Here is a 21,746-nt window from a genome sequence, read left to right as displayed (position 1 = left end):
TCGGACGGAGCCCGTGGTGTCCGGGTCAGCCCTCGCCCTGACCGGCGCTCCCCATCGGGCCGACCTTCACCGGGGAGCCGGAGCCGTCCGTGGCGGGCAGCGTGGCGGCGCCCGGCCATTCGAGGGAGAACGACTTCGTCTCGTCCGGCGGGGTCACCACCAGGGCCGTGATGCGGACGCCGGAGCCGCCCGACTTGTTGATCGGGTAGTTGACGCCGAAGTACACCGACTTCCCGTCCTTGAGGATCATCGGGGTGGCCTTCTCGCCAGTGCGCTTCGCGGACAGCGACCCCGCGCTGGTCTTCAGGTCGACGCCCGCGTACCCGGAGAGCACGCAGTCCCGGCCGCCGCCGTTCTTCAGCTCCACCGCGACGGTGCCCTCGGTGTCGCCGCCGACGGTGCTGTCCGACGCGGTGATGTCCAGGTCGTCGGTGCGGCACTTGCCGACCTTGCCGTTCCCGTTGGACCCGGTCCCGGCGGCCGTGCCCTGCCCGCCGGACCCCTTCCCGGCCGAGTCCTTCCCGCCGTCCTGGTCCGAGCCACCCGAGCCCGAGCCGCCCGAGCCCGAACCGCCGCCCGCGGAAGAGGCGGAGGACGCGGACGACGGGGCGGTCTGTCCCAAGTCGTCCTCGCCGTTCTGGCAGGCCGTGAGCGAGAGACCGGCGACAACGACCAGGGCGGCGAAGGTGAGCTTCTGTACGCGCATCGATTCTTCCTCAGTGTCGGTGGGGGGTGTCGGCCGCTCGTCACGGTCGGTACGAGCGAGCGTTCCTGATCACATAGAGCCGCCCGGCCCGGCGGCCCGTTCCGCCCAACCACCCGCTAAGACACCCCTGTTACACGCACAGCCAGGCCCAACGCGCACCACCACCGGGCATGCCCCCGCCCGCACCCGCCCTGCCGCACCCGCTCCCTGCCGCCGTCCGGCAAGGGAAACAGGGGCCGGACACGGCGCGCCGCACCGTGGCGGGGCACGCCGCCGGCCGGCCGGGACGGCGGTTCCCACCACCGTTCCGCACCTGTTGGCGCCCGCAGCCCACTGAGACGGACCCGTGACGCGCCGGTCCTTGACCACAACAGGCGACCTGCCTCGTCGGGCAGGCTCAGACGGTCAGGCCCCGCACCAGCAGGTCCAGCAGCGCGCACGCGAAGAGCGCGATCCCGATGAAGCCGTTGACCGAGAAGAACGCCCGGTTCAGCCGGGACAGATCGTGCGGCCGCACCACCCGGTGCTCGTACACGAACGCGACGGCGACGATCACCATGCCGATCCAGTAGAAGAGACCCGCCTGAGTGGCCAGCCCGAACCAGACCAGCAGCCCGGTCGTCACGGCATGGCAGACCCGCGCCCCCCAGAGCGCGGCCGGAATCCCGAACCGGGCCGGCACCGACAGCACCCCGTGCGCCCGGTCCGCCTGGACGTCCTGGCAGCCGAAGATCAGGTCGAAGCCACCGATCCAGATCCCGACCGCGAGACCGAGGATCACCGCGTCCCACGACCAGCTGCCGGTCACCGCCAGCCAGGCACCGATCGGCCCTATGGCCTGCGCGATGCCGAGGATGGCGTGCGGGTAGTGGGTGAACCGCTTCCCGTAGGGATAGACCACCATCGGGACGACGGCGACCGGCGCGAGCGCCAGACAGAGCGGGTTCAGCAGGGCGGCCGCCCCGAGGAAGAAGACGACCGCGACGACCGCCCCCGTCCACGCCGACTTCACGGACACCGCCCCGGTGACCAGCTCCCGGCCCGCGGTGCGCGGGTTGTGGGCGTCGATCTCCCGGTCGATGATCCGGTTGCAGGCCATCGCGAACGTCCGCAGCCCGACCATGGCGATGGTGACCAGCAGCAGCGTGACCCAGTGGACGGACCCGTCCTCCCGGAACATCGCGGTCAGGGCGGCGATGTAGGCGAAGGGCAGCGCGAAGACCGAGTGCTCGATCATCACGAGCCGCAGGAACGCCTTCACCTTGCTGTTCGGCCGTACGGGCTCCGAGCCCAGTGCTGCTTCGGCGGCGCTCACAGTCCGTACTCCTTCCACCGACGGTCGACCTTCGCCGCCGTCCGAGGGTCGGACTCGACCATGTCCGGCCAGCCCCCGTCCCGGGTATAGCCCTCCTCGGGCCACTTCTTCGTCGCGTCGATACCCGCCTTGCCACCCCAGAACTGCTGGTAGGAGGCATGGTCGAGGTGGTCGACAGGGCCCTCGGTGACGGTCAGGTCCCGCGCGTAGTCCGTGTTGCCGAGCGCCCGCCACGCCACCTCGTGCAGATCGTGGACGTCGCAGTCGGAGTCCACGACCACGATCAGCTTGGTCAGCGACATCATGTGCGCGCCCCAGATGGCACTCATCACCTTCTGGGCGTGCTTCGGGTACTTCTTGTCGATCGAGACGATCGCGCAGTTGTGGAAGCCGCCCGCCTCCGGGAGGTGGTAGTCCACGATGTCCGGCACGATGATCTTGAGGAGCGGCAGGAAGAACCGCTCGGTGGCGCGTCCCAGCGGCCCGTCCTCGGTCGGCGGCCGGCCCACCACGATCGACTGGAGCAGCGGACGCTTCCGCATGGTCACGCAGTCGATGGTCAGTGCGGGGAACGGCTCCTGCGGCGTGTAGAAGCCGGTGTGGTCGCCGAACGGGCCCTCGGGAAGCATCTTCCCGGGCTCCAGCCATCCCTCGATGACCACTTCCGCCTGCGCCGGGACCTGGAGCGGCACGGTCTTGCAGTCGACCATCTCGATCCGCTTGCCCTGGATGAACCCGGCGAAGAGGTACTCGTCGATGTCCCCCGGCAGCGGCGCGGTGGAGGCGTACGTCACCGCGGGCGGCGCCCCGAACGCGATCGCGACCGGCAGCCGCTCGCCGCGCTTGGCGGCGACCTGGTAGTGGTTGCGGCTGTCCTTGTGGATCTGCCAGTGCATCCCGATGGTGCGCCGGTCGTGGCGCTGGAGCCGGTACAGCCCCAGGTTCCGTACGCCGGTCTCCGGGTGCTTGGTGTGCGTGAGCCCCAGGTTGAAGAACGAGCCGCCGTCCTCGGGCCAGGTGAAGAGCGCGGGCAGCCGGTCCAGGTCCACGTCGTCGCCGGTGAGCACCACCTCCTGCACGGGCGCACTCTCCGACTTCACCTTCTTCGGCGGCACGTGCACCATCGACCCGAGCTTGCCGAAGGCCTCCCGCACCCCGACGAAGCCGTGCGGCAGCTCCGGCCTGAGCAGCCCGCCGATCTTGTCGCTGATGTCGGCGTACGACTTCAGCCCGAGCGCCTTGAGCAGCCGTTTGTCGGTCCCGAACACATTCATGGCCAGGGGCATCGAGGACCCCTTGACGTTCTCGAAGAGCAACGCGGGCCCGCCCGCCTTGTTCACCCGGTCGACGATCTCGCCGACTTCGAGATACGGGTCGACCTCGGCCTTGATGCGCTTGAGCTCGCCCTCGCGCTCCAGGGCCCGGAGAAGGGAACGAAGATCGTCGTAAGCCATGCCGTCCAGTTTGTCATCACCCTTGGCGATCACCTGGGGTGCCCCACCTCGGCGCCCCTGACGGAACGCGAACGCGCTCGTATCCCCCTGGGACGGGACGGCGGGAGGTGGCCTGTGCCGTGTCGAGGAGGTGGCGCAGGTGAAGGCCGTCCGGCGCGACAGCGGTGACCAGCGCGGCGGGACCGGCGAGCGGCGTCAGCACTGCCTGGCCTTCTTCCGTGGCGCCGCCGAACAGCTGGACTTCGAGGGGCGTCTCCTCGAAGACCGGGTCGACGATCAGGAGCTGACCGGCCGCGCGGTGGCCGGCGAGGACCGCGGGGCCGTCCCAGCCGGGTGCGCCCGGTCCGTATTCGGCCTGTTGGCACAGCAGAGTGCGCCCACCCCGCCGAACGGTGAGACGGGTCGCCACGTGGCCGGGTGATTCGCCGGTGCGTCCCAGGATCTGTTCCTCACGCAGCACGAGCCGTGCGGTGGGTGCGAGGTCGACGGTCCAGGTCTGGCGCAGATCGCTGCCGCCCGCGCAGATCAACGGCTTGGGGAGCCAGTGGAGCTGGGCGTGCTCCCCCACGGTCAGATGCACGTCGTAGGTGGCGTGCTCGGAGGTCGGCCCCCGCAGGGCGAGGGTCGCTGCGGCAGAGGTGATGTGCAGCACCGCGCCCTGCTGGGCGGTGGCTTCGATGCTCAGTCGGTCACCGCCGAGGGGGGCGCTCATGGCGCCGACGACGCATACCCGCGCCTCGCTCCCGTGTGAGCGCAGGCGCCGCAGCTCGAAGGGCCCGTCGCCGTCGAGGACGGGCAGCGTGGTGGTGCCGCCCCTGGCGGTCGCCGTGATGCGAGCGGTGGCCCGTACGCCCACAACTGTCCGCCGAGGAGCCGGCACGGCCGGCGGGGGCACGAGAGTCATGCGGGGCCTGCGGTCCAGTCGGTGAGGCGTTCACGGACCCAGTCGGCGACCGGTTTCACACCGCCCTCGGTCTTGAGGGAGGTGAAGGCGACGGGGAGGTGGCCGCGCTGGACCTCGGCGTCGCGCGCCATGCTCTCCAGGTCGGAGCCGACGTACGGGGCGAGGTCGGTCTTGTTGATGACGAGAAGGTCGGATCTGGTGACGCCGGGGCCGCCCTTGCGCGGGATGTCGTCGCCGCCGGCGACATCGATGACGAAGATCTGGGCGTCGACCAGGCCCTTGGAGAAGGTGGCGGTGAGGTTGTCGCCGCCCGATTCCACCAGGACCAGGTCGAGGGGGCCGACGGCGGCCTCCAGGTCCTCGACGGCTTCGAGGTTCGCGGAGATGTCGTCACGGATGGCGGTGTGCGGGCAGGCACCGGTCTCCACCGCGGTGATCCGCTCGGCCGGCAGTACGGCTTCGCGAAGCAGGAATTCGGCGTCTTCGCGCGTGTAGATGTCGTTGGTGACCACCGCGATGGACAACTCGTCGCGCAGCGCCCGGCACAGAGCCGCGACGGTGGCGGTCTTGCCCGAACCGACCGGTCCGCCCAGGCCGATCCGCAGGGCACGCCTGGTGCCGTCGGGGCGCTGGGGGTCGGCACTGTAGGTGTGTCGCTCGGGGAACGTCTCTGCGTGGTCGAGGTGCATACGGGCTCCAGTCCTGTGTGGTGTTCAGTGGTCGTGGAGGTGTGGAGGTCAGGAGGCGAACAGGCGTACCGCCCAGGCGGCGTGCTGCTGCGCGGTGATGTCGAGCAGCGGCGCGGAGGCGGCGGGCAGGGTGTCGATCCCCTCCTCGGGGATGCGCTCGGCGGCCGCGGTCGCCGCGGCGGCGGTCCGGTCGAGGTCGGGGGCGAGGCGGGCGAGGACGGCGGTGGCGTCGAACGGGTCCAGGCTCAGCAGCCGGACCGCCGCCGTGGCCGGCCCGCTGACGGCTTCGTACGCCACCGCATACGCGGCATCCAGTGGTGCCAGTCCGGCCGACCGCACGGCCAGCCCCAGCACCACCGGCTGGTGCGCGCCGCGCGGCCGGGCCGCGGCCAGTGCGTCCAGCTCGGCCGACGGCCAGGTCGCGCGGGCAGCCCGCATCATCTGCCGCCCCAGCTTGCGGGCAGTGGTCCGCAGCGCCCGCACCGGAGTACGGGCGTCGGCGGCCTCGTCCAGCTCCAGCGGATCGTGGCCCGCGGCGGCCGCGGCGGCCAATGCCGCCGCGACCAGGCCCGCGGTGTGCAGCCGCCCCCGGCAGAATTCCTCCAGCGAGTCCGCATCCCTGATACGGCCCGCGGCCACGGCCGGCTCGGCTCCTCCGGAGTGCGCGTGCCCTCCGGCGGGGAAGCGGCCATCGGCCAGGACGAACAGCGCGGCGCGGCTCATTTTCCCAGGTCACCTTTCATCACTCATCGTCGAAGCTCACGCTTCACAGCTCGCCGCTCGGCATCTCAGAAGAGGAAGTACCGCTGCGCCATGGGAAGTTCACGGGGATAGTTCCGCTCGACGATCTGGCCATCGATGCAGGTCGTCACGTCCTCCACCTTTGCGCCCCCGACGATCACCTCGAAGGTGTCGGGGTCGATCCGGACATCGGGGGTGGCGCTGTTCTCCTTCATGTCCGCCTTGCCGATGTCACGTGTGCTGCTGATGGCCCTGAACTGCTTGCCCAGCGGGAGACGTTCGGGCAACCCGTTGTCGATGGCCCGTTGGGTGACGAAGTTGAACGAGGTGGAGCGGGGCGCCAGGCCCGTGGCGCCCCACATGGCGCGGGGCAGGACCGGCTGCGGGGTCGGGATGGACGCGTTGGCGTCGCCCACCTGCGCGTACGCGATCTGCCCGCCCTTGATCACCTGGTGCGGCCTGACCCCGAAGAACTTCGGCTCCCACAGCACCAGGTCGGCCAGCTTGCCGGGCTCCACGGACCCGACCACCGCGTCGATTCCCTGGGCGATCGCCGGGTTGATGGTGTACTTCGCGACGTACCGCCGGGCGCGCCTGTTGTCGGCTCCCACCGGCCGCCCGCCCTCCGGCTCTTCACCCTCCGGCCGCTTGTCACCCTCCAGGAGGCCCCGCCGCGTCTTCATGACGTGCGCGGTCTGCCAGGTACGCATGATCATCTCGCCGATGCGGCCCATGGCCTGGGCGTCCGACGACATGATCGAGATGGCACCGAGGTCGTGCAGGATGTCCTCGGCGGCCATCGTGGAGGGCCGGATGCGGGAGTCCGCGAAGGCCAGGTCCTCCTTGATCTTCGGATTGAGGTGATGGCAGACCATCACCATGTCGAAGTGCTCCTTGACCGTGTTGATGGTCAGTGGCCGGGTGGGGTTGGTGGAGGCGGGCAGCACATTGCCCTCATGCACCATCTTGATCATGTCGGGGGCATGGCCGCCTCCCGCGCCCTCGACGTGGAAGACATGGATGGAACGGCCGTCGATGGCCCGAATGGTGTCGTCGACAAAACCCGCTTCGTTCAACGAGTCGGCATGGAGCGCGAGTTGGACGCCAGTCTCCTGGCAGACCTTCAGGCACTTCTCGATGACCGCCGGTGTGGCGCCCCAGTCCTCGTGGATCTTGAAACCGATGACGCCCGCGTCCACCTGGTCGTACATCGACTTCTCCGACATGGTGGCGCCCTTGCCGAGCAGCCCGATGTTGACCGGAAAGGAGTCCAGCGCCTCGAATGTCCGGGCGAGATGCCAGGAACCGGGTGTGACGGTGGTGGCGGTGCTGCCCTCCGCCGGTCCCGTACCGCCCCCGATGAGCGTGGTCACGCCCGCGGACAGCGCCTCACCGACCTGCTCGGGGCAGATGAAGTGGACGTGCGTGTCGACCCCGCCCGCTGTGAGGATCTTCCCGTTGCCCGCGATGACCTCGGTGTCGGGACCGATGACGAAGTCCGTGGGAATCGGGCCGACGTCGTTGTGGCTGCCGGCCCCCTCGTGGAGGGGGTCCATGGTCTCGTCGTTGTACGCCTTGCCGAGCGCGGTGATACGGCCGTCGCGGATGGCGACATCGGCTTTGACGATGCCCCAGTGGTCCAGGACGACGGCGCCGGTGATCACTGTGTCGGGGGGCATGACGACCTCGCCGCCATCGGAGCCGTCGGACTCGCCGGGGCCCGCCTTCTCGTCGGCGTCGGCCGGGTCGCGCGGCGCGACGGACTGCCCCATCGACTCACGGATCACCTTGCCGCCGCCGAAGACCATCTCGTTCCCGCTGCGCCCGGGGCCGCCTGACCAGTCGTCCTCGATCTCGATCCGCAGCTCCGTGTCGGCGAGGCGGATGCGGTCGCGGGTGGTCGGGCCGAACCGGTCCGCGTATGCGGCGCGGGTCAGGGGGGCGGAGCGTTCGGGGGGCTCCGGGCAGCAAGGACACTCGGCGAAGTCAGTCATTGGACCCGCCCCCGACCTCGCCGAACGGGCCCTCGGTGTTGTCGAGTGAGCCGTCGATCTTTCCGGGCAGACCGTCGATCCTTTCGCGCAGTCCGTGGACCAGCCGCTTGCCCTCGATGGGTACGAGTTCGACTTCTTCGGTGATGCTGGGCTCGAAGCGTACGGAGCTGCCGGCCGGGACGTGCAGACGCTTGCCCCAAGCGGCCTCGCGGTCGAACTCCAGCCCGGAGTTGGCCTCGGCGAAGTGGAAGTGGGAACCGACCTGAATGGGACGGTCGCACGGGTTCTTGACGGTCAGGGACGTGATCTCAAGCCCCTCGTTGAAGCGCACCAACTTGTCTTCCGGCTTCGCGGAGTAATCGATTTTCCCCGGGTGGACCAGCCCCCCTTCCTCGTCGCCCGCCTCCGGGAAGGGGTCGTGGATGGTGACCAGTTTCGTACCGTCGGGGAACGTGGCCTCCACCTGCACGTTCTTGATCATCTCGGGGATGCCCTCCATGACCTCCTCGCGGGACAACAACTTCCGTCCCGAAGACATGAGTTCGGCTACGGTGCGGCCGTCCCGGGCCCCCTCAAGGACATGCACGGTCAACAGCGCCACCGTCTCGGGATAGTTGAGCAGCACCCCCCGAGACCGACGCCTCTCGGCGACGTCCGCCGCCAAATGAATCATCAGGCGCTCTTGTTCATGTGGAGTCAGGTGCACAGCCATTCCCCCTGCGTTCGCCCTGCCCAGAGCTTCTGCCCCGGGCGCTTGTGCTGGGGACCGGCCGCACACCATCGGCAGTGCGGGCGGAGTCTCCACGACTTCACGCCCGTGCCGTCGGCGCAGCACGGCTTCCTCGGCCGCCCCGGCCGCAGCCCCTCGCGGGACCAACGTGATCACGCCGACAGAACCGGAAACCCGAGCGCAGCCCGACCGCCGCCCATATGAGTGACGGTCGGGCCGATACGCCCGAACCTGAGACTTTCCTGTGGTTCAATCGCGGCCGCCTGGCCGCCCAGTGGCCATCAACGCTGCGAGCCGGACGGGCACTTCAGGCGGAAAACAGGGATACGACTACTGGAACTCGCCGTCCACCACACCACCCTCGAAGGCGGCCCACTCACGCCTGGTGAAGACGAGCGCGGGTCCGTCGCCCCGGTCCTTGCTGTCCCGCATGGCCACGCGTCCGCCGCCGAGGAAGGCGACTTCGACGCAGTTCGCGTCACCGTTGCTGCGGCTGCTCTTGCGCCAGACCGCGCCGGTCAGATCCGCACTGTTCACTTTCTTAGCTCCCTCGCTGCTTGCTTGAGAAGGCTCGTGCTGCCTGCTTCCATGACTTTGCCGCCGCCCACAGGGCGACGGAGTACAGCCTCATTGAGCGCCACGTCCACCGCGGGTGCGGCGGTCGCCCGGTTCAGCAGAACTTGACGCGTACTGCGGACGTGTACACGCCGCTCGACCTCCGCGTCATCGCGCTCAGGGCCCGACTCCCTGATCAGAGCGCGCGTAGTCCGGCGTCTGCAACAGACCAGGCACCAACTCCGCCTCGTACCAGGAGAATCGCGACGCCGCTTCTTCCAGCCCGATGTAGAGGTCGAAGCTCTCCGGGATCACGTCACCGTACGCGTGCCACCAACCGCGCCCCTTGGCCTCCTTGGCCAGGCCCATCAGCCCCTGGGTGAGGTCGGCACGCGCTCCGTACACCTTGCACATGGCTTCGACATCGAGACTGCGCAGCGCCGTCTGGCCCGTTTCGATGCGCCAGATCTTGGGTTCCGACCACTCCAACTGCTTGGCGGCCGCCCTCACGGTCGGTCTGGCCTGGTTGCGCAGATCGCGTAAATGCCGCCCGAGTTGGCGTCGCGGCACTGTCGTTCCCGTGGTCGTTCCGGTCATGCCCACCCCTGCTGTCCCTCCATACGACGACGATCAACGAGGCGGACCGGCTGTCCGTCCCCGCCGGCGGTGTCCTGGAGATGGTCCGCACCCAGGAACTCCTGCGCCGCCACCTCCCCCGGCACCGGCATCCGTGCTGGACGTCGGCGGCGGTCCGGGAACGCACGCCCGATGGCTCTGCGAGGACGGCTACCGGGTACACCTCGTGGACCCCGTGCCGCGTCACGTCACGGAGGCCGAGGGCGCCGGGTGCAGTGCCGAGCTGGGGGACGCGCGAGACCTGAGCGCCCAGGACGACTCGTACGACGTGGTCCTGCTCCTCGGCCCGCTCTACCACCTCGTCGCCCCCGCCGATCGCCGGGCCGCCCTCGCCGAGGCCCGCCGAGTGGTCCGGCCGGGCGGGCTCGTCGCCGCGGCGGGTATCAACCGGTACGCCTCGCTGTTCGAGCACACCGCCTTCGCACATCTGGACAGGACCTCGCTTCAGCGGAACATCGCCAAGATCCTGGCCACCGGTTCGCACGACGGGAAGAAGGGATTCACCGAGGCGCATTTCCACACCGGCCCAGAGCTGGAGGCGGAAATGCGCGAGGCGGGTCTCACCGACACCCGGGTGTACGGCGTCGAGGGCCCCGCCTGGGCCCTGCTGAAGGCGACCGAGCAGTACACCGGTGAGTCGCTCACCGGATCACGGATGTTCGCCTCCGCGCCGGCCGCGGCCCGCATGGCGGAGCCCTACCCCGACCTGCTCTCCGCCAGTTCCCACCTGCTCGCCGTGGGACGTAATTGACACCGGTTACTCTGGGCCCGTCACCGGGGCGGGACAAGCCCCGCCATCTCTCCGCAGGGGGACCTTTCCACCATGTTCCGGGCCCTGATCTATCTCCTGCCTCTGGCACTGACGATCTACGCGTTCATCGATTGCCTGAACACCCCCGAGGACGAGGCCAAGCACCTGCCGAAGATCGCCTGGGTCTTCATCATCCTGCTGTTCTGGATCGTGGGCCCGATCGTCTGGCTGGCCGCGGGCAAGCTGCGCCAGGCGCCCGCCGGGGGCCGTACGCCGTCCGAGTGGCACCGCAATCACCGCTCGCAGTGGGTGGCGCCGGACGACAACCCGGAGTTCCTCAACGCGCTGAAGGAAGAGAACAAGAAGGACGAGTCGCTCCTCAAGGACTGGGAGGCGGACCTGCGCCGCCGCGAGGAGGAGCTCAAGCGCCGCGAGAGCGGGGAGAGCCCGAGCCCCTCCGGCGAGTGAGCAGCGGGGGTCCGGGGACGCCGCCCCCGGCAACGGCGACCAGGAGCACACACGCATGAACGACCACGCCATGCTCGCCACCGCCCTCGCCGAGGCCCGTGCCGGTCTCGCCGAGGGCGGCATCCCCGTCGGGGCCGCGCTCTACGGGCCGGACGGCACGCTTCTGGGCCGTGGCCGCAACCGCCGCGTCCAGGAGGGCGATCCGTCCCTGCACGCGGAGACGGCCGCCTTCCGGGCGGCCGGGCGGCAGCGGTCCTACCGGGGCACGACGATGGTGACGACGCTCTCCCCGTGCTGGTACTGCTCCGGGCTGGTACGGCAGTTCGGGATCTCACGGGTGGTGATCGGCGAGGCGCGGACGTTCCGCGGCGGGCACGACTGGCTGGCCCGGCACGGGGTGGAGATCGTGCTGCTCGACGACGCCGAATGCGTCGCGCTCATGCGGGATTTCGTACGCGACCACCCCGCCCTCTGGAACGAGGACATCGGCGTCGGCTGATCCGCCGCCTCGCACTCCCAGATCGTTCGAAATTCCTCTCCACTGCCCAACACCCGGGCGATATCCTTGTGTTGACGGTGTGACAGATCGGATGGAGCGTCGACGCTGGGGGTGCTGTGGAGAGAGAGCTGTACGGGCGCGAGGCGATCTTCGGGAACGACGGACTTGCGGCGCGTCTGACCGGCCTCACTCCGTACGGCTCCGCCCGGGTCGCGTACGAGCACCGCGACGATCCGCCGGTCGCCGTGCTGACCGGTGGCCGCGGCATGGGCAAGACGGCCGTGCTCAAGCAGCTGCGCCATCTGTACCGGGAGACCACCCCGGTCGCCCTGGTCGACTGCGAGGCCGTCGTGCCGCCCGCGGACCCGGGGCCCGGCTGGACCCCGGTCACCGGGGCGCTGCCGGAGCTCGCCACCCAGCTGACGGCGAAGGTGCGTGCCGCGCGGCCGGTGCAGTTCCCCCGGCTGAGCCTGGGGCTCGTCGCCGTCGCCTCGATCTCCTGGACGCGGGAGGACGAGACGCGGGCGCAGCGGGACCTGCAGTCGCTGGGCCCGGTGCTGGCCACCGTCGACACCCGGGGGGACGCGGCCACGGGCTGGGTCACCAAGGTGCTGACGAAGCTGGCCGCCAGTGCCTTCGACTCGGTGGTGCCGCTGGCCGGGATGGTCGCGGAGGCCACGATCGAGACGGTGCTGGAGGAGTCGTTCAGCCGGTTCCAGCGGCGCGCGGCGGACTGGTACGGGAGCTATCCGCACGCGGGCGGCAACGGCAGGATCGGGCTGCGGCAGCTGGCGGTCGACTTCGAGCGCGGCGGTGATCTGCGCCGTCGTGCCGAGGACCATCTGGTGCTCGCGCTGGTCACGGATCTGGTGCGGGCGTACGGGGGGCTGGCGCGGGGTGCGCGCCGGGGCCGCCCGGTGCTGCTGCTGGACAACGCGCACACGCGGCTGGGCCGGCAGCTGGTCGAGCCGGTGCTGCGGCAGCGGGCCGCCGGGGTGCGCGATCAGATCGCCGTGTTCGCCTCCTCCCGCGCCCGTGGTCACGAGGGGCTGAGCCACGCGGTGCGCAGGCGGCTGCCCGAGGTGGCGCACGGTTCGCACTGGGTGCGCGGTGCGGAGGTGACGTCCGGGATCCTGGCCGTGGAGCTCACGGCGCTGAGCCCGGCGCATGTGCAGGCGGCGTTCGACCGGCACGACCCGGTGGGCCGTGCCCCGGCCGGGCTGGCCCGTGGGGTGCACCGGCTGACGGGTGGGCGTCCCTTGGGCGTGGCGCTGCTGGCGCAGGCGGCGGGCGAGGCGCTGGTACCGGGGGCCTTGCGGGTGGGTACGGCGCGGTCGGGGGCGCCGGCGCCCGAGTCGCTGGTGCCGGGGGCGCTGCTGGACCGGACGGTGGAGCTGCGGGAGGACCGGGCGCCGGTGCGGGTGGCGGACGAGCTGCTGGCACAGCTGCTGCCGGGGCAGCAGCTCGACGTGCTGAGCGTGCTGGCCGCCGCCCACGGTGAGGACTCGGCGCGGCTGCTGGCCACGGCCCGGCTGCGCGGCCGGTCGCTGGAGGGCGATGTGGCCCTGCAGGTACGGGATGTGCTGCGGGCGCAGGACTGGCCGGTCGGTCCCGACCACTTCGTCGCCGATCCGCTGCTGCGGTCGCTGCTGCTGCACCGGCTGCGGTTCCAGGACGACGACCATCCGTACTACGCGGTGTGGCGTGCGGTGCACGAGACGCTGCGCACCGCGTACGCGCCCGGGGGCCGCTGCCCGAGCGTCCCGCACCGGCTGCACCAGGAGCTGGTGCTGGGCAGGACGCGGGACTGTGTGACGCATCTGCGGGAGCGGTTCACCGACGGGGACGTGACGGCGTGGCTCGGCTCGCTGCGCTTCATCGCCTCGGCACCGTATCCGCGTCCGCCCGGCCATGCCGGTCCCGATCCGCGGCGCGCGGTCGCGCTCGGCCGGGAGGCGGCCGGTTCGCTGCCGGACGGGGAGACGGGGCTCGCGGGGCTCGGCGAGCGGGCCGTGGAGCTCCAGTTGCAGCTGCGCAGGCTGCTGCACGCCGTATGGCTGCTGTCCGATCCACTGGCTCTGCCGGACGAAGAGGTGATCGACAAGATGGCGCACGAACTGCGACAACTGTCCGGCAGGCATCCGACGGGCAACAGCGTGCTGTGGGACGCGGCGACGCACTGGCCGCGGGACATCAGGGCCTGGCGGTCGCTGTCCATGCCGCCGGGATCGCCGGGCACGGACGGATCACCGGGCACGGGCGGATCCCCCGGCACGGGCGGCAGCCCGCGCGGTCAGAGGCGGGGGGACGGTGGCTCGGATGCGTAATCCGCTGCGGTATCGCGTCTGGTATACGGCGCGGCAGAAGGCCGTCACCACGGTGGTGGTGGGCGCCCTGGTCGTCACGTCCGGCTGGTACGGCATCGGCCGGCTCACCGCTCCGCAGGACCGCTCCTGCGCGAAGGGGGTCGAGCGGCCGCAGGGCAGCGACGAGTGCGTGGGCGTCTCCGGTGACGGCTACGACTTCGGACGGTCGAAGCTGACCGAGGTCGCCGCGGCCATCGCCCGGGAGAACGCCACCCTGAAGCCGGGCCGCTACGCCACGGTGGCGCTGCTGCTGCCGCTGACGTCGACGGACGGGGCGATGCAGACGAAGATGCAGCGCGAGCTGCAGGGCGCGTTCGCCGAGCAGTACCGGGCCAACCACCTGTCGAACGAGCAGGTGCCCAAGATCCGCCTCGTGCTGGCCAACACGGGGAAGAACAACCTGCTGTGGCAGCCGACGGTGGACCGGCTGAAGGCGATGACCGGCGCCCCGGACCACCTGCGGGCCGTGTCGGGGGTCGCCACCAGCAGTACGCAGGTCAGGGAGGCGGTCCGGGAGCTGACCGCGGCGCACATCGCGGTCGTCGGCACCACGATCACCGCCGACGACATCGCCAACGGTCCGGCCGGCGACCCGTTCCCCGGGCTGGCACGCGTGTCGCCGACCAACCGGGACGAGGCGCGGGCACTGGCGCACTTCGGGCGGGTGAAGGCGGACAAGGCGCTGCTGGTGCAGGACACCCGTACTGGGGACCACTACACGGACACGCTGCGGGCGGCGTTCACCTCGCTGGTGAAGGGCACGCGGTACGAGCCGCAGCTGTTCACCTCGCGCCAGGACCCCAACGACGAGGGCACCACGGCCAATACGTTCCAGCAGATCACCCACCTCATCTGCGACACGGACGCGGAGACGGTGTTCTTCGCCGGACGCCACACCCAGCTGCGGCAGTTCATCAACGCGCTCGGCTCGCGAGGCTGCCAGAGCCGCCCGTTCACGATCCTGACCGGCGACGAGGGCTCGTACCTCGGCAGCGACCCCAAGCTCGACCGGGGCGCCCTGCGCCGCGGGGTCACGGTCCGCTACGCCTCGCTGGCGCATCCGGACGCCTGGACGGCGGCAGCGGCGAAGGGCAAGGGCTCCCCGGCGACCGGTGGTTCCGCCGCGGACTACCGGAGCTTCCTGGAGCTGCTGGCCACGGTCGCGAAGAAGCCCGTGGGCCCGATCGGTCCGACCCGTCACCAGGACCTGACCGACGGCCAGGTCATCATCGCGCACGACGCGATGTCCCTGGCCGTGCACGGCATCCGGCAGGCGACCCCGGACGGGAAGCGGCTGCCGCAGCTCGCGGACGTGGGTGAGCAGTGGCCGCGGGTGAAGGGATCGCTGCGGGTGTCGGGGGCCAGTGGCTGGATCTGCCTGGACAACCACGGGAACCCGTACAACAAGGCGGTGCCGGTGGTGGAACTGGCGCCCGAGGACGCCCGCCAGCGGTTCGTGGCGATCGCCTGGCCGGAGGGCGCGCCGCCGGACCCGAAGTGCCTGCCGCCGTCCTCGGCGCCCTGACGCCGCCTCACCGCTCGGCCGTCGCGTACTCCTCGCGCAGCTCCGCCCACCGCACCGGGGTCCACTTCGGCCAGTCGGCGGGGTATCCGTCGAGTGTGTCCACGAGGTAGTGGAAGTGGTCGTGCCAGCCGGCGAGGCAGTCCAGGCGCAGTCCGTCGTCGCCCCGGAACTCGTTCGTGAAGCGCAGCAGCACATGGTCGCCGCGCGGTGGCTCCAGGTGGAAGCGCATGCGGCCGTGGAGCCCTTCGAGGGTGTACTCGGCGATCCGCTCGACGTCCCAGGCGGTGACGGTGCCGGAGGCGACCGTGGCGTGCCCGTCCCGGTCGGTGTTCAGCCAGCGCAGCGTGATCGCGCCGCCGATGTGCGGTTCGAACGGGTCGGCGGCGGCGAGCCAGCCCGCCAGCCCCTCGGAACTGGCAACGGCTGCCCACACCCGTGGAACGGGGTGGGGCAGCCGTAGCAGGAACCGCAGGGTGTGCAGGTCACCGTGGGTCTCGCTGGTGCCACGCTCGATGACGGGGGTCGCATCGGTCATGGTTCCAGCGTGGCCCGGTGACCCGGGATCCGCACCCTTACGGGTGGGCGCCGGTCAGACGCCGGCGTAGGAGTGCTTGCCGACGACGAAGATGTTCACGCCGTAGTAGTTGAAGAGCCAGCAGCCGAAGGCGATCAGCGCCAGGTAGGCGGCCTTGCGGCCCTTCCACCCCGCGGTGGCGCGGGCGTGCAGGTAGCAGGCGTACGCGACCCAGGTGATGAAGGACCAGACCTCCTTGGGGTCCCAGCCCCAGTAGCGGCCCCACGCGTCGCCCGCCCAGATGGCGCCCGCGATGATCGTGAACGTCCACAGCGGGAAGACGGCGGCGTTGATGCGGTACGAGAACTTGTCGAGCGTCGAGGCGGCGGGCAGCCGGGAGAGCACGGACTGGGCGAACGAGCCGGGCTGCCCGCCGTTGGCGAGCTTGCTCTCGTAGCTGTCGCGGAAGAGGTACATCAGGGCGCCGACCCCGCCGATGTAGAAGACGGCGCCGCAGATGATGGCGGTGGAGACGTGGATCCACAGCCAGTACGAGTGCAGGGCGGGCACCAGCTGGTCGCTGGAGGTGTAGAGCACCGTGGTCGCGATGCCGAGGTCCAGCAGGACGGTGGTGACCAGGAGCAGCCCCATCCAGCGGACGTTCTTCTTCAGCGCGAGCAGGATCAGGTACGCGGCGACCGCCACCGTGGAGAAGGTGATGGAGAACTCGTACATGTTGCCCCAGGGGGCGCGCTGCACGGACAGTGCCCGGGTGACAACTCCACCGGCCTCCACGAGGAAGGCGAGCAGGGTCAGGGAGACCGCCATGCGCCCGTACAGGTCGCCCTTGAAGGTGCCGCCGGCCGCGCCGGGCCCGTCCGGGACGTCGCGGGAACCGGCCGCGGAGCGCGTGATGATCTTCGGGCGGTCCAGTACGGCGGTGCCGCCGCCCTGCTGCGCGACCTGCACCTTCACCGGTGCCCCGGCGCCCTCGGCCTCGGTCAGGGCGGCCGCGGTACGGCCGACCTTGCTGCGGCTGCCGAGCACCCATTCCGCGATGTGCGCGAAGAAGGCCAGGGTGTAGACGGCCATCGACGAATAGATCAGCACATTGCTGGTGTGCGCCAGGTTCTCGTTGGTTGCGGCGGCGAGATTCACTTCTCAGCCCCTTCGACAGGTTCTACGGAGGATTCTTCGACGGAGCCGGGATCGGATCCGGGGTCGGTGTCGGGCGCGGTGGGCGCCACGGCGTTGAGCGTGACCGCGAGATCGGCCAGCTCCTCGGGAAGCTTCGCGGACTCGCTGCGGCCGAGACCCGCCATTTCGACGACGGTGACGCCGTCCGCACCGCGTACGGCCCGCACCCAGACCCGGCGCCGCTGGATGAACAGCGAACCCGCGAGCCCGGCGATCGCGGCGACCGCTCCGGTCAGCGCCCAGCCGCTGGCGGGCTGCTCGGAGATCTGGAAGCTGGCCCACTCCCGGATGCCTTCGAAGGTGATGGAGCCCGCGCCGTCGGGCAGCTTCATCGTCTCGCCGACCAGCAGGCGCTGCTTGAGCTGCTTGCCCTTGCTGTCCTTGAACTCCGTCATCTTGGACTTGTCCAGCTGGTACACGTTCTGCGCCAGCCCGGAGTCGGGCCCGAGGTAGCCGTGGTAGCCGTTGAGGGCCAGTACGGGCATGTCGGGGGCCGGGAACTGCGAGAACATCGTGCCCTTGCCGTTGCCCGCGAAGGTCGGCACGAAGAACGCCTGGAAGCCCAGCTGGGTCTTCTTGCCGTTCTTGTCGCGGTAGCCGTCGAAGACCTTGATCGCACCGGTCGAGGTGACGTTGTTGTCGATGGGCAGCAGCGGCACGGCGTTCCGGTAGACCACCTTGCCGCTGCCGTCTTTGACGGAGACGACGGGCGCGTAGCCGTGCGCGTTCAGATAGACCTTGGTGCCGTCGACGACGAGCGGCTCGTTGACCCTGATGACGGTCTTCTGCGGCTTGCCGTACGCGCCCTTCTCGTACGTCACATGGGCTTCGTAGGTCCGGGGCGTACCGATCTGGGGGCCGCTGCGCTCGTACGTACCGGTGAACTTGTCGAGCTTGAAGCTGAACGGGGCGAACGATTCGGTGTCGAAGAGCGAACCCGACTTGAAGTCGTCGTACTGGGTGAGCGTGTTGGAGAAGCCGTCGCCCTCGACGATCAGCTTGCCGCCCTCGGACTTGAAGAGCTGCCCGAAGGCGAACGCCACCAGCATCACGATCAGGGCGATGTGGAAGACCAGGTTCCCGGCCTCGCGCAGATAGCCCTTCTCGGCGGCGACCGCGTCCCCCGCGGTGTGCGCGCGGTAGCGGCGCTTGCGCATCATGGCGAGCGCCGCCTCGCGGACCTGCTCGGGCTCGGCCTCGGTGCGCCAGGTGGTGTACGCGGGCAGCCGGGTCAGGCGCTTGGGGGCGCCCGGCGGGCGGCTGCGCAGCTGGCCGACGAACTGGCCGGTGCGCGGCACGATGCAGCCGATGAGCGAGATGAACAGCAGGATGTAGATCGCGGAGAACCACACCGAGCTGTAGACGTCGAAGAACTGGAGCTTCTCGTAGATCGGCGAGACGGTGGTGTGGGCGTCCTTGAAGGTCTGCACCTTCAGTTCGTCCACGCTGTTCTGCGGGATCAGCGAGCCGGGGATGGCACCGAGCGACAGCAGGAAGAGCAGGATCAGCGCGACCCGCATCGAGGTGAGCTGCCGCCAGAACCAGCGGATCCAGCCGATGACGCCCATGGCGGGCAGACCGGCCGCGCTCTCCTCGCTCGGGGCGGTGGAGAGCTGGGAGCCGGCCGCGCCCAGCTCGCGGGCGTTCTCCCGGTCCCGCTCGTCCTGCGCCTTCCGCTCGTCCTGACGCTCGCGCTCCGGGGCGGGGGGGGTGGACTTGGTGTTGCTCATGGAACTCAGATCCCCACCGTGAAGCCGTTGGACCAGCTCTGCAATTGCTGCATCATCGTGCCCCACGCCCCGGTCAGCAGGAGGAGACCGGTCACGATCATCATGACGCCGCCGATGCGCATGACCCATGCGTAGTGCCGCTTGACCCAGCCGAACGCGCCGAGCGCCTTGCGGAAGGCGACCGCGGCGAGCACGAAGGGGACGCCGAGACCGAGGCAGTACGCGATGGTCAGTATCGCCCCGCGTCCGGCGGTGCCCTGCTGCATCGCGAGCATGCTCACCGAGCTGAGCGTCGGGCCGAGGCAGGGGGTCCAGCCGATCCCGAAGAGGGCACCGAGCACGGGTGCGCCCGCCAGCCCGGTCACCGGCCTCTTGTGGATACGGAACTCGCGCTGGGTCATCCAGGGCATCAGGCCCATGAAGAAGATCCCCATCAGGATCATCAGCACGCCGAGGATCTTGGTGAGGATCCCGCTCTGCTCCTGGAGGGTCTGGCCGAAGAAGCCGAAGAGGGCGCCGCCGGAGACGAACACGGCGGTGAAGCCGAGCACGAAGAGCGAGGCACCCGCGACCATCCGCCCGCGCCGGGCCTGCGCCAGGTCCGTGCCGCTGACCCCGGTGACGTAGCTGAGGTAGCCGGGGACGAGCGGCAGGACGCACGGCGAGAAGAACGAGACGAGCCCGGCGAGCACGGCGAGGGGCAGGGCGACGATCAGCGCCCCGTCCACGATCGTCGAGTTCTCGCCCTGGAGCGCGGCAAGGGTGAGCACGGAATCACTTCTCCGCGATCAGCGGGTCGATCATCTTGTGCAGCTTGGTGGAGTCGAGCGCGGCGAGGGACCGGGCGGCGATCTTCCCGTCCCGGTCCAGGACCACGGTCGACGGAATGGCCTGCGGGCGGAGCGTGCCCTTGGGGAAGCGGAGCATGAGCTTGCCGGTCGGGTCGAAGAAGCTCGGGTAGGTGACCCCGTAGTCCTTCTCGAAGCTGACGGCGGGACCCTTCTGGGGGTCCCGGGTGTTGATCCCGACGAACTGGACGCCCTTGTCCTTCGTCTCCTTCGCCACCCTCGCGAAGTACTGGGCCTCCAGCCGGCAGGGGCCGCACCACGAGCCCCACACGTTCAGCACGACGACCTTGCCCTTGTAGTCGGCCACGTCGAGCTGCTTGCCGTCGAGCGTCTCGCCGTCGAGCTTGGGGGCGGCCTTGCGGTCGCCCTTGTCGATGGTCGAGATTCCGCCACTGCCCGTGACGAAGTTCGTGTTGCCACCCCCGCCGGCCTTGTTGCCGTCCCCGCTGCACGCCGTCAGCGTGAGCGCGAGTGCGGCGGCCGCTGCGGGGGCGGCGAGCAGGGTGAAGCGGCGTCGAGATGCGCGGCTATAGCTCATGTGAAAAGTTTCGCATGGCGGTTCCGGCGATCTCGGGCACCCCCCTCGGTGCCCGTAAAGCCCGATGTCAGGACTGTTTAAAGAAGGCGTTCCAGCCGCCCTCGGGCGACTGTCCTACGCCCAGCGTACGGAGTTTGTCGAGCACGGCCGGGGTCTGGACGTCGAGCCAGTCGACGTACTGCTTGAACGAGACGAGCCGCACATCCGGCTTCCCCGCGATCTTCTTGATCGTCTCCTCGACGGCGTCCATATAGATGCCGCCGTTCCACTCCTCGAAGTGGTTTCCGACGTAGAAGGGCGCGCGATTCGTCGTGTACGCGCGGTTGAAACCGGCGAGGTACGACTCGGTGGCCTGCTTCCGCCAGCCCGGATAACGCGAGGGCATGCCCTTGGTCGAATTCTGCGACTGGTTGGCGAGGATGTTGTAGTCCATCGAGAGGACTTCGAAGGTGTGCCCGGGGAACGGCATGCCCTGCAACGGCAGGTCCCAGACGCCCTCGCGCTTCTGGGGCCACACCTGCGTGCCACCGGGCGAACTGGCGTCGTAGCGCCAGCCCAGCTTGCTCGCCGTGGGCAGCAGATTGTCCTGGCCGAGCAGGCAGGGGGCGCGGCCGCCGATCAGTTCCTTGCGGTAGTCGAAAGGCAGCGGATCGAGGTCGGTCCAGCCGGTGTTCGTGCGCCATTCCGTGACGAAGGAGACCGCCTGATCGATTTCGCTCCGCCACTGGGCGGGCGACCAGTTCGCGACCGATCCGGAACCGCCGCAGAAATGCCCGTTGAAGTGGGTGCCGATCTCGTGGCCGTCGAGCCAGGCCTGGCGGACGTACTTCAGCGTCTGCTTGATGTGATCATCGGTCAGATATCCGATGTCGGAAGCACCGATCGGGTTGTTGGGCGGCCGGTACATGGACTTCTTCGACTCGGGCAGCAGATAGAGGCCGGAGAGGAAGAAGGTCATCGCCGCGTCGTGGTCCTTGGCGAGTTCCAGAAAGCGCGGGAAGAGCCCGTTGCCGACCTCGCCCGCCCCGTCCCAGGAGAAGATCACGAACTGCGGCGGCGTCTGCCCGGGTTCGAGCGGAACCGGCGCGGCGGGCTGATGCGGCTGCTTCCCGGTGTCCGCGGTGGAACCGTCCCCGATCTTCCGGACGTCCTTCTTCGCGGGGCCGGCCCCCCGGGTGTGGCCGTCGGCCCCCTTCTCCCCGGTGGTCCCCGTGCCCGACCCCGACCCGGAGAAACTGCACCCGCCCAGACCGATCGCGGCCGTAGCCCCGAGCCCGGCTCCGAGCAAGCCCCTTCGGCTGATCTCGCGCATGCGTTCCCCATCTGCGGTCGTTTTGCCTCAAGTCCATACAAACTGGCGATGGCTTAGATGAGGGAATCAACACGGGGGTTCCGCGATTTAGCACATCTTTCTTTGCGTGACCAGACCAGGTACGCGCCCGAACGTATGACCCATGGTCGGGTCGACTGCGTTCCCCGGCCCCGGAACGCCGGGGCCGGATCCGGGGGCCGGGACCGAAGGCCGGGGCCCGGGGCCGGGACCGAAGGCCGGGGCCGGGGGCCGGGGTGCGGCACGGGGCGCCGCA

19 protein-coding genes and 2 pseudogenes are annotated in these 21,746 nt (G+C 69.9%); 5 read left to right on the top strand and 16 right to left on the bottom strand.

Annotation, left to right across the window (positions count from 1 at the left end; genetic code table 11):
• Positions 1-25: 25 nt before the first annotated feature.
• The 10 genes and pseudogenes from ACIOMQ_RS25200 to ACIOMQ_RS25155 form a co-directional block, all read right to left on the bottom strand.
• Entirely contained in the window at positions 26-706 is a 681-nt protein-coding gene (locus tag ACIOMQ_RS25200; protein ID WP_401943481.1) for a DUF4232 domain-containing protein, read from the bottom strand.
• A gap of 397 nt (positions 707-1,103) precedes the next feature.
• The gene (mqnP, locus tag ACIOMQ_RS25195; RefSeq protein WP_401266192.1) at positions 1,104-2,021 is read right to left on the bottom strand and encodes a menaquinone biosynthesis prenyltransferase MqnP; all 918 of its coding nucleotides are present in this window, start codon (positions 2,019-2,021) and stop codon (positions 1,104-1,106) included.
• Entirely contained in the window at positions 2,018-3,475 is a 1,458-nt protein-coding gene (locus tag ACIOMQ_RS25190) for a menaquinone biosynthesis decarboxylase (protein ID WP_362199323.1), read from the bottom strand. Before ACIOMQ_RS25190 ends, mqnP begins: the two co-directional genes overlap by 4 nt.
• Before the next feature lie 16 nt (positions 3,476-3,491).
• Positions 3,492-4,379, bottom strand: a complete 888-nt coding sequence (locus tag ACIOMQ_RS25185; protein ID WP_402190428.1) for an urease accessory protein UreD — start codon at positions 4,377-4,379, stop codon at positions 3,492-3,494.
• Complete coding sequence (ureG, locus tag ACIOMQ_RS25180) at positions 4,376-5,068, bottom strand: urease accessory protein UreG (RefSeq protein ID WP_402190423.1); 693 nt, start codon at positions 5,066-5,068, stop codon at positions 4,376-4,378. The genes ACIOMQ_RS25185 and ureG overlap by 4 nt, the downstream gene beginning before the upstream one ends.
• A gap of 48 nt (positions 5,069-5,116) precedes the next feature.
• A complete protein-coding gene (locus ACIOMQ_RS25175; protein ID WP_362199314.1) occupies positions 5,117-5,791 on the bottom strand; it encodes an urease accessory UreF family protein in 675 nt (224 codons plus the stop codon).
• 65 nt (positions 5,792-5,856) lie between these two features.
• Positions 5,857-7,803 (bottom strand): urease subunit alpha, encoded by a 1,947-nt coding sequence (locus ACIOMQ_RS25170; protein ID WP_362199311.1) that lies wholly within the window; start codon positions 7,801-7,803, stop codon positions 5,857-5,859.
• Positions 7,796-8,476 (bottom strand): urease subunit gamma, encoded by a 681-nt coding sequence (locus ACIOMQ_RS25165; protein ID WP_401757820.1) that lies wholly within the window; start codon positions 8,474-8,476, stop codon positions 7,796-7,798. Before ACIOMQ_RS25165 ends, ACIOMQ_RS25170 begins: the two co-directional genes overlap by 8 nt.
• 387 nt (positions 8,477-8,863) lie before the next feature.
• Complete coding sequence (locus tag ACIOMQ_RS25160) at positions 8,864-9,070, bottom strand: DUF397 domain-containing protein (RefSeq protein WP_362199305.1); 207 nt, start codon at positions 9,068-9,070, stop codon at positions 8,864-8,866.
• Positions 9,067-9,685 (bottom strand): annotated as a pseudogene (locus ACIOMQ_RS25155) (Scr1 family TA system antitoxin-like transcriptional regulator). Before ACIOMQ_RS25155 ends, ACIOMQ_RS25160 begins: the two are co-directional and overlap by 4 nt.
• An 11-nt stretch (positions 9,686-9,696) precedes the next feature.
• Here ACIOMQ_RS25155 and ACIOMQ_RS25150 point away from each other — a divergent pair.
• From ACIOMQ_RS25150 to ACIOMQ_RS25130, 5 genes and pseudogenes are all read left to right on the top strand, one after another.
• A pseudogene (locus ACIOMQ_RS25150) lies at positions 9,697-10,475 on the top strand (class I SAM-dependent methyltransferase).
• 72 nt (positions 10,476-10,547) lie between these two features.
• Entirely contained in the window at positions 10,548-10,943 is a 396-nt protein-coding gene (locus ACIOMQ_RS25145) for a PLD nuclease N-terminal domain-containing protein (RefSeq protein ID WP_362199299.1), read from the top strand.
• A 55-nt stretch (positions 10,944-10,998) separates the two neighbouring features.
• On the top strand, positions 10,999-11,442 hold the full coding sequence (locus tag ACIOMQ_RS25140; protein ID WP_401757817.1) for a nucleoside deaminase: 444 nt from the start codon (positions 10,999-11,001) through the stop codon (positions 11,440-11,442).
• A 116-nt stretch (positions 11,443-11,558) separates the two neighbouring features.
• Entirely contained in the window at positions 11,559-13,769 is a 2,211-nt protein-coding gene (locus ACIOMQ_RS25135; protein ID WP_401757815.1) for a hypothetical protein, read from the top strand.
• Entirely contained in the window at positions 13,762-15,333 is a 1,572-nt protein-coding gene (locus ACIOMQ_RS25130) for a hypothetical protein (protein WP_402190419.1), read from the top strand. Before ACIOMQ_RS25135 ends, ACIOMQ_RS25130 begins: the two co-directional genes overlap by 8 nt.
• Positions 15,334-15,340: 7 nt before the next feature.
• Here ACIOMQ_RS25130 and ACIOMQ_RS25125 read toward each other — a convergent pair whose 3' ends face one another.
• From ACIOMQ_RS25125 to ACIOMQ_RS25100, 6 genes are all read right to left on the bottom strand, one after another.
• Complete coding sequence (locus ACIOMQ_RS25125; RefSeq protein ID WP_401987104.1) at positions 15,341-15,868, bottom strand: SRPBCC domain-containing protein; 528 nt, start codon at positions 15,866-15,868, stop codon at positions 15,341-15,343.
• Positions 15,869-15,922: 54 nt separating this feature from the next.
• A complete protein-coding gene (ccsB, locus tag ACIOMQ_RS25120; RefSeq protein ID WP_402190417.1) occupies positions 15,923-17,005 on the bottom strand; it encodes a c-type cytochrome biogenesis protein CcsB in 1,083 nt (360 codons plus the stop codon).
• Positions 17,002-18,774, bottom strand: coding sequence for a cytochrome c biogenesis protein ResB (locus ACIOMQ_RS25115; RefSeq protein ID WP_401757811.1), 1,773 nt, complete (start codon positions 18,772-18,774; stop codon positions 17,002-17,004). The genes ccsB and ACIOMQ_RS25115 overlap by 4 nt, the downstream gene beginning before the upstream one ends.
• Positions 18,775-18,779: 5 nt before the next feature.
• The gene (locus ACIOMQ_RS25110; RefSeq protein ID WP_362199277.1) at positions 18,780-19,544 is read right to left on the bottom strand and encodes a cytochrome c biogenesis protein CcdA; all 765 of its coding nucleotides are present in this window, start codon (positions 19,542-19,544) and stop codon (positions 18,780-18,782) included.
• 4 nt (positions 19,545-19,548) lie between these two features.
• Positions 19,549-20,160 carry a TlpA family protein disulfide reductase gene (locus ACIOMQ_RS25105; RefSeq protein WP_401266170.1) on the bottom strand — a complete coding sequence of 204 codons (612 nt, stop codon included), beginning with the start codon at positions 20,158-20,160 and terminating at the stop codon, positions 19,549-19,551.
• A gap of 67 nt (positions 20,161-20,227) precedes the next feature.
• Complete coding sequence (locus ACIOMQ_RS25100; protein ID WP_401266167.1) at positions 20,228-21,472, bottom strand: hypothetical protein; 1,245 nt, start codon at positions 21,470-21,472, stop codon at positions 20,228-20,230.
• Between the last annotated feature and the right edge of the window lie 274 nt (positions 21,473-21,746).

Origin of the sequence: Streptomyces sp. NPDC087845, from assembly GCF_044742755.1 — a bacterium.
Lineage (GTDB): Bacteria > Actinomycetota > Actinomycetes > Streptomycetales > Streptomycetaceae > Streptomyces.
Note: the sequence above shows the minus strand (reverse complement) of the source record. Positions and strands in the feature narration are given on the sequence as shown.

What these genes read in the sequence shown, in the direction of transcription:
- ACIOMQ_RS25175 (WP_362199314.1), bottom strand. Translation starts at nt 5,791, where the DNA reads ATGAGCCGCGCCGCGCTGTTCGTCCTGGCCGATGGCCGCTTCCCCGCC.
- ACIOMQ_RS25100 (WP_401266167.1), bottom strand. Translation starts at nt 21,472, where the DNA reads ATGCGCGAGATCAGCCGAAGGGGCTTGCTCGGAGCCGGGCTCGGGGCT.
- ACIOMQ_RS25165 (WP_401757820.1), bottom strand. Translation starts at nt 8,476, where the DNA reads ATGATTCATTTGGCGGCGGACGTCGCCGAGAGGCGTCGGTCTCGGGGG.
- ACIOMQ_RS25200 (WP_401943481.1), bottom strand. Translation starts at nt 706, where the DNA reads ATGCGCGTACAGAAGCTCACCTTCGCCGCCCTGGTCGTTGTCGCCGGT.
- ACIOMQ_RS25170 (WP_362199311.1), bottom strand. Translation starts at nt 7,803, where the DNA reads ATGACTGACTTCGCCGAGTGTCCTTGCTGCCCGGAGCCCCCCGAACGC.
- ACIOMQ_RS25130 (WP_402190419.1), top strand. Translation starts at nt 13,762, where the DNA reads ATGCGTAATCCGCTGCGGTATCGCGTCTGGTATACGGCGCGGCAGAAG.
- ACIOMQ_RS25140 (WP_401757817.1), top strand. Translation starts at nt 10,999, where the DNA reads ATGAACGACCACGCCATGCTCGCCACCGCCCTCGCCGAGGCCCGTGCC.
- ACIOMQ_RS25115 (WP_401757811.1), bottom strand. Translation starts at nt 18,774, where the DNA reads ATGAGCAACACCAAGTCCACCCCCCCCGCCCCGGAGCGCGAGCGTCAG.
- ureG (WP_402190423.1), bottom strand. Translation starts at nt 5,068, where the DNA reads ATGCACCTCGACCACGCAGAGACGTTCCCCGAGCGACACACCTACAGT.
- ACIOMQ_RS25125 (WP_401987104.1), bottom strand. Translation starts at nt 15,868, where the DNA reads ATGACCGATGCGACCCCCGTCATCGAGCGTGGCACCAGCGAGACCCAC.
- ACIOMQ_RS25190 (WP_362199323.1), bottom strand. Translation starts at nt 3,475, where the DNA reads ATGGCTTACGACGATCTTCGTTCCCTTCTCCGGGCCCTGGAGCGCGAG.
- ACIOMQ_RS25145 (WP_362199299.1), top strand. Translation starts at nt 10,548, where the DNA reads ATGTTCCGGGCCCTGATCTATCTCCTGCCTCTGGCACTGACGATCTAC.
- ACIOMQ_RS25105 (WP_401266170.1), bottom strand. Translation starts at nt 20,160, where the DNA reads ATGAGCTATAGCCGCGCATCTCGACGCCGCTTCACCCTGCTCGCCGCC.
- ACIOMQ_RS25185 (WP_402190428.1), bottom strand. Translation starts at nt 4,379, where the DNA reads ATGACTCTCGTGCCCCCGCCGGCCGTGCCGGCTCCTCGGCGGACAGTT.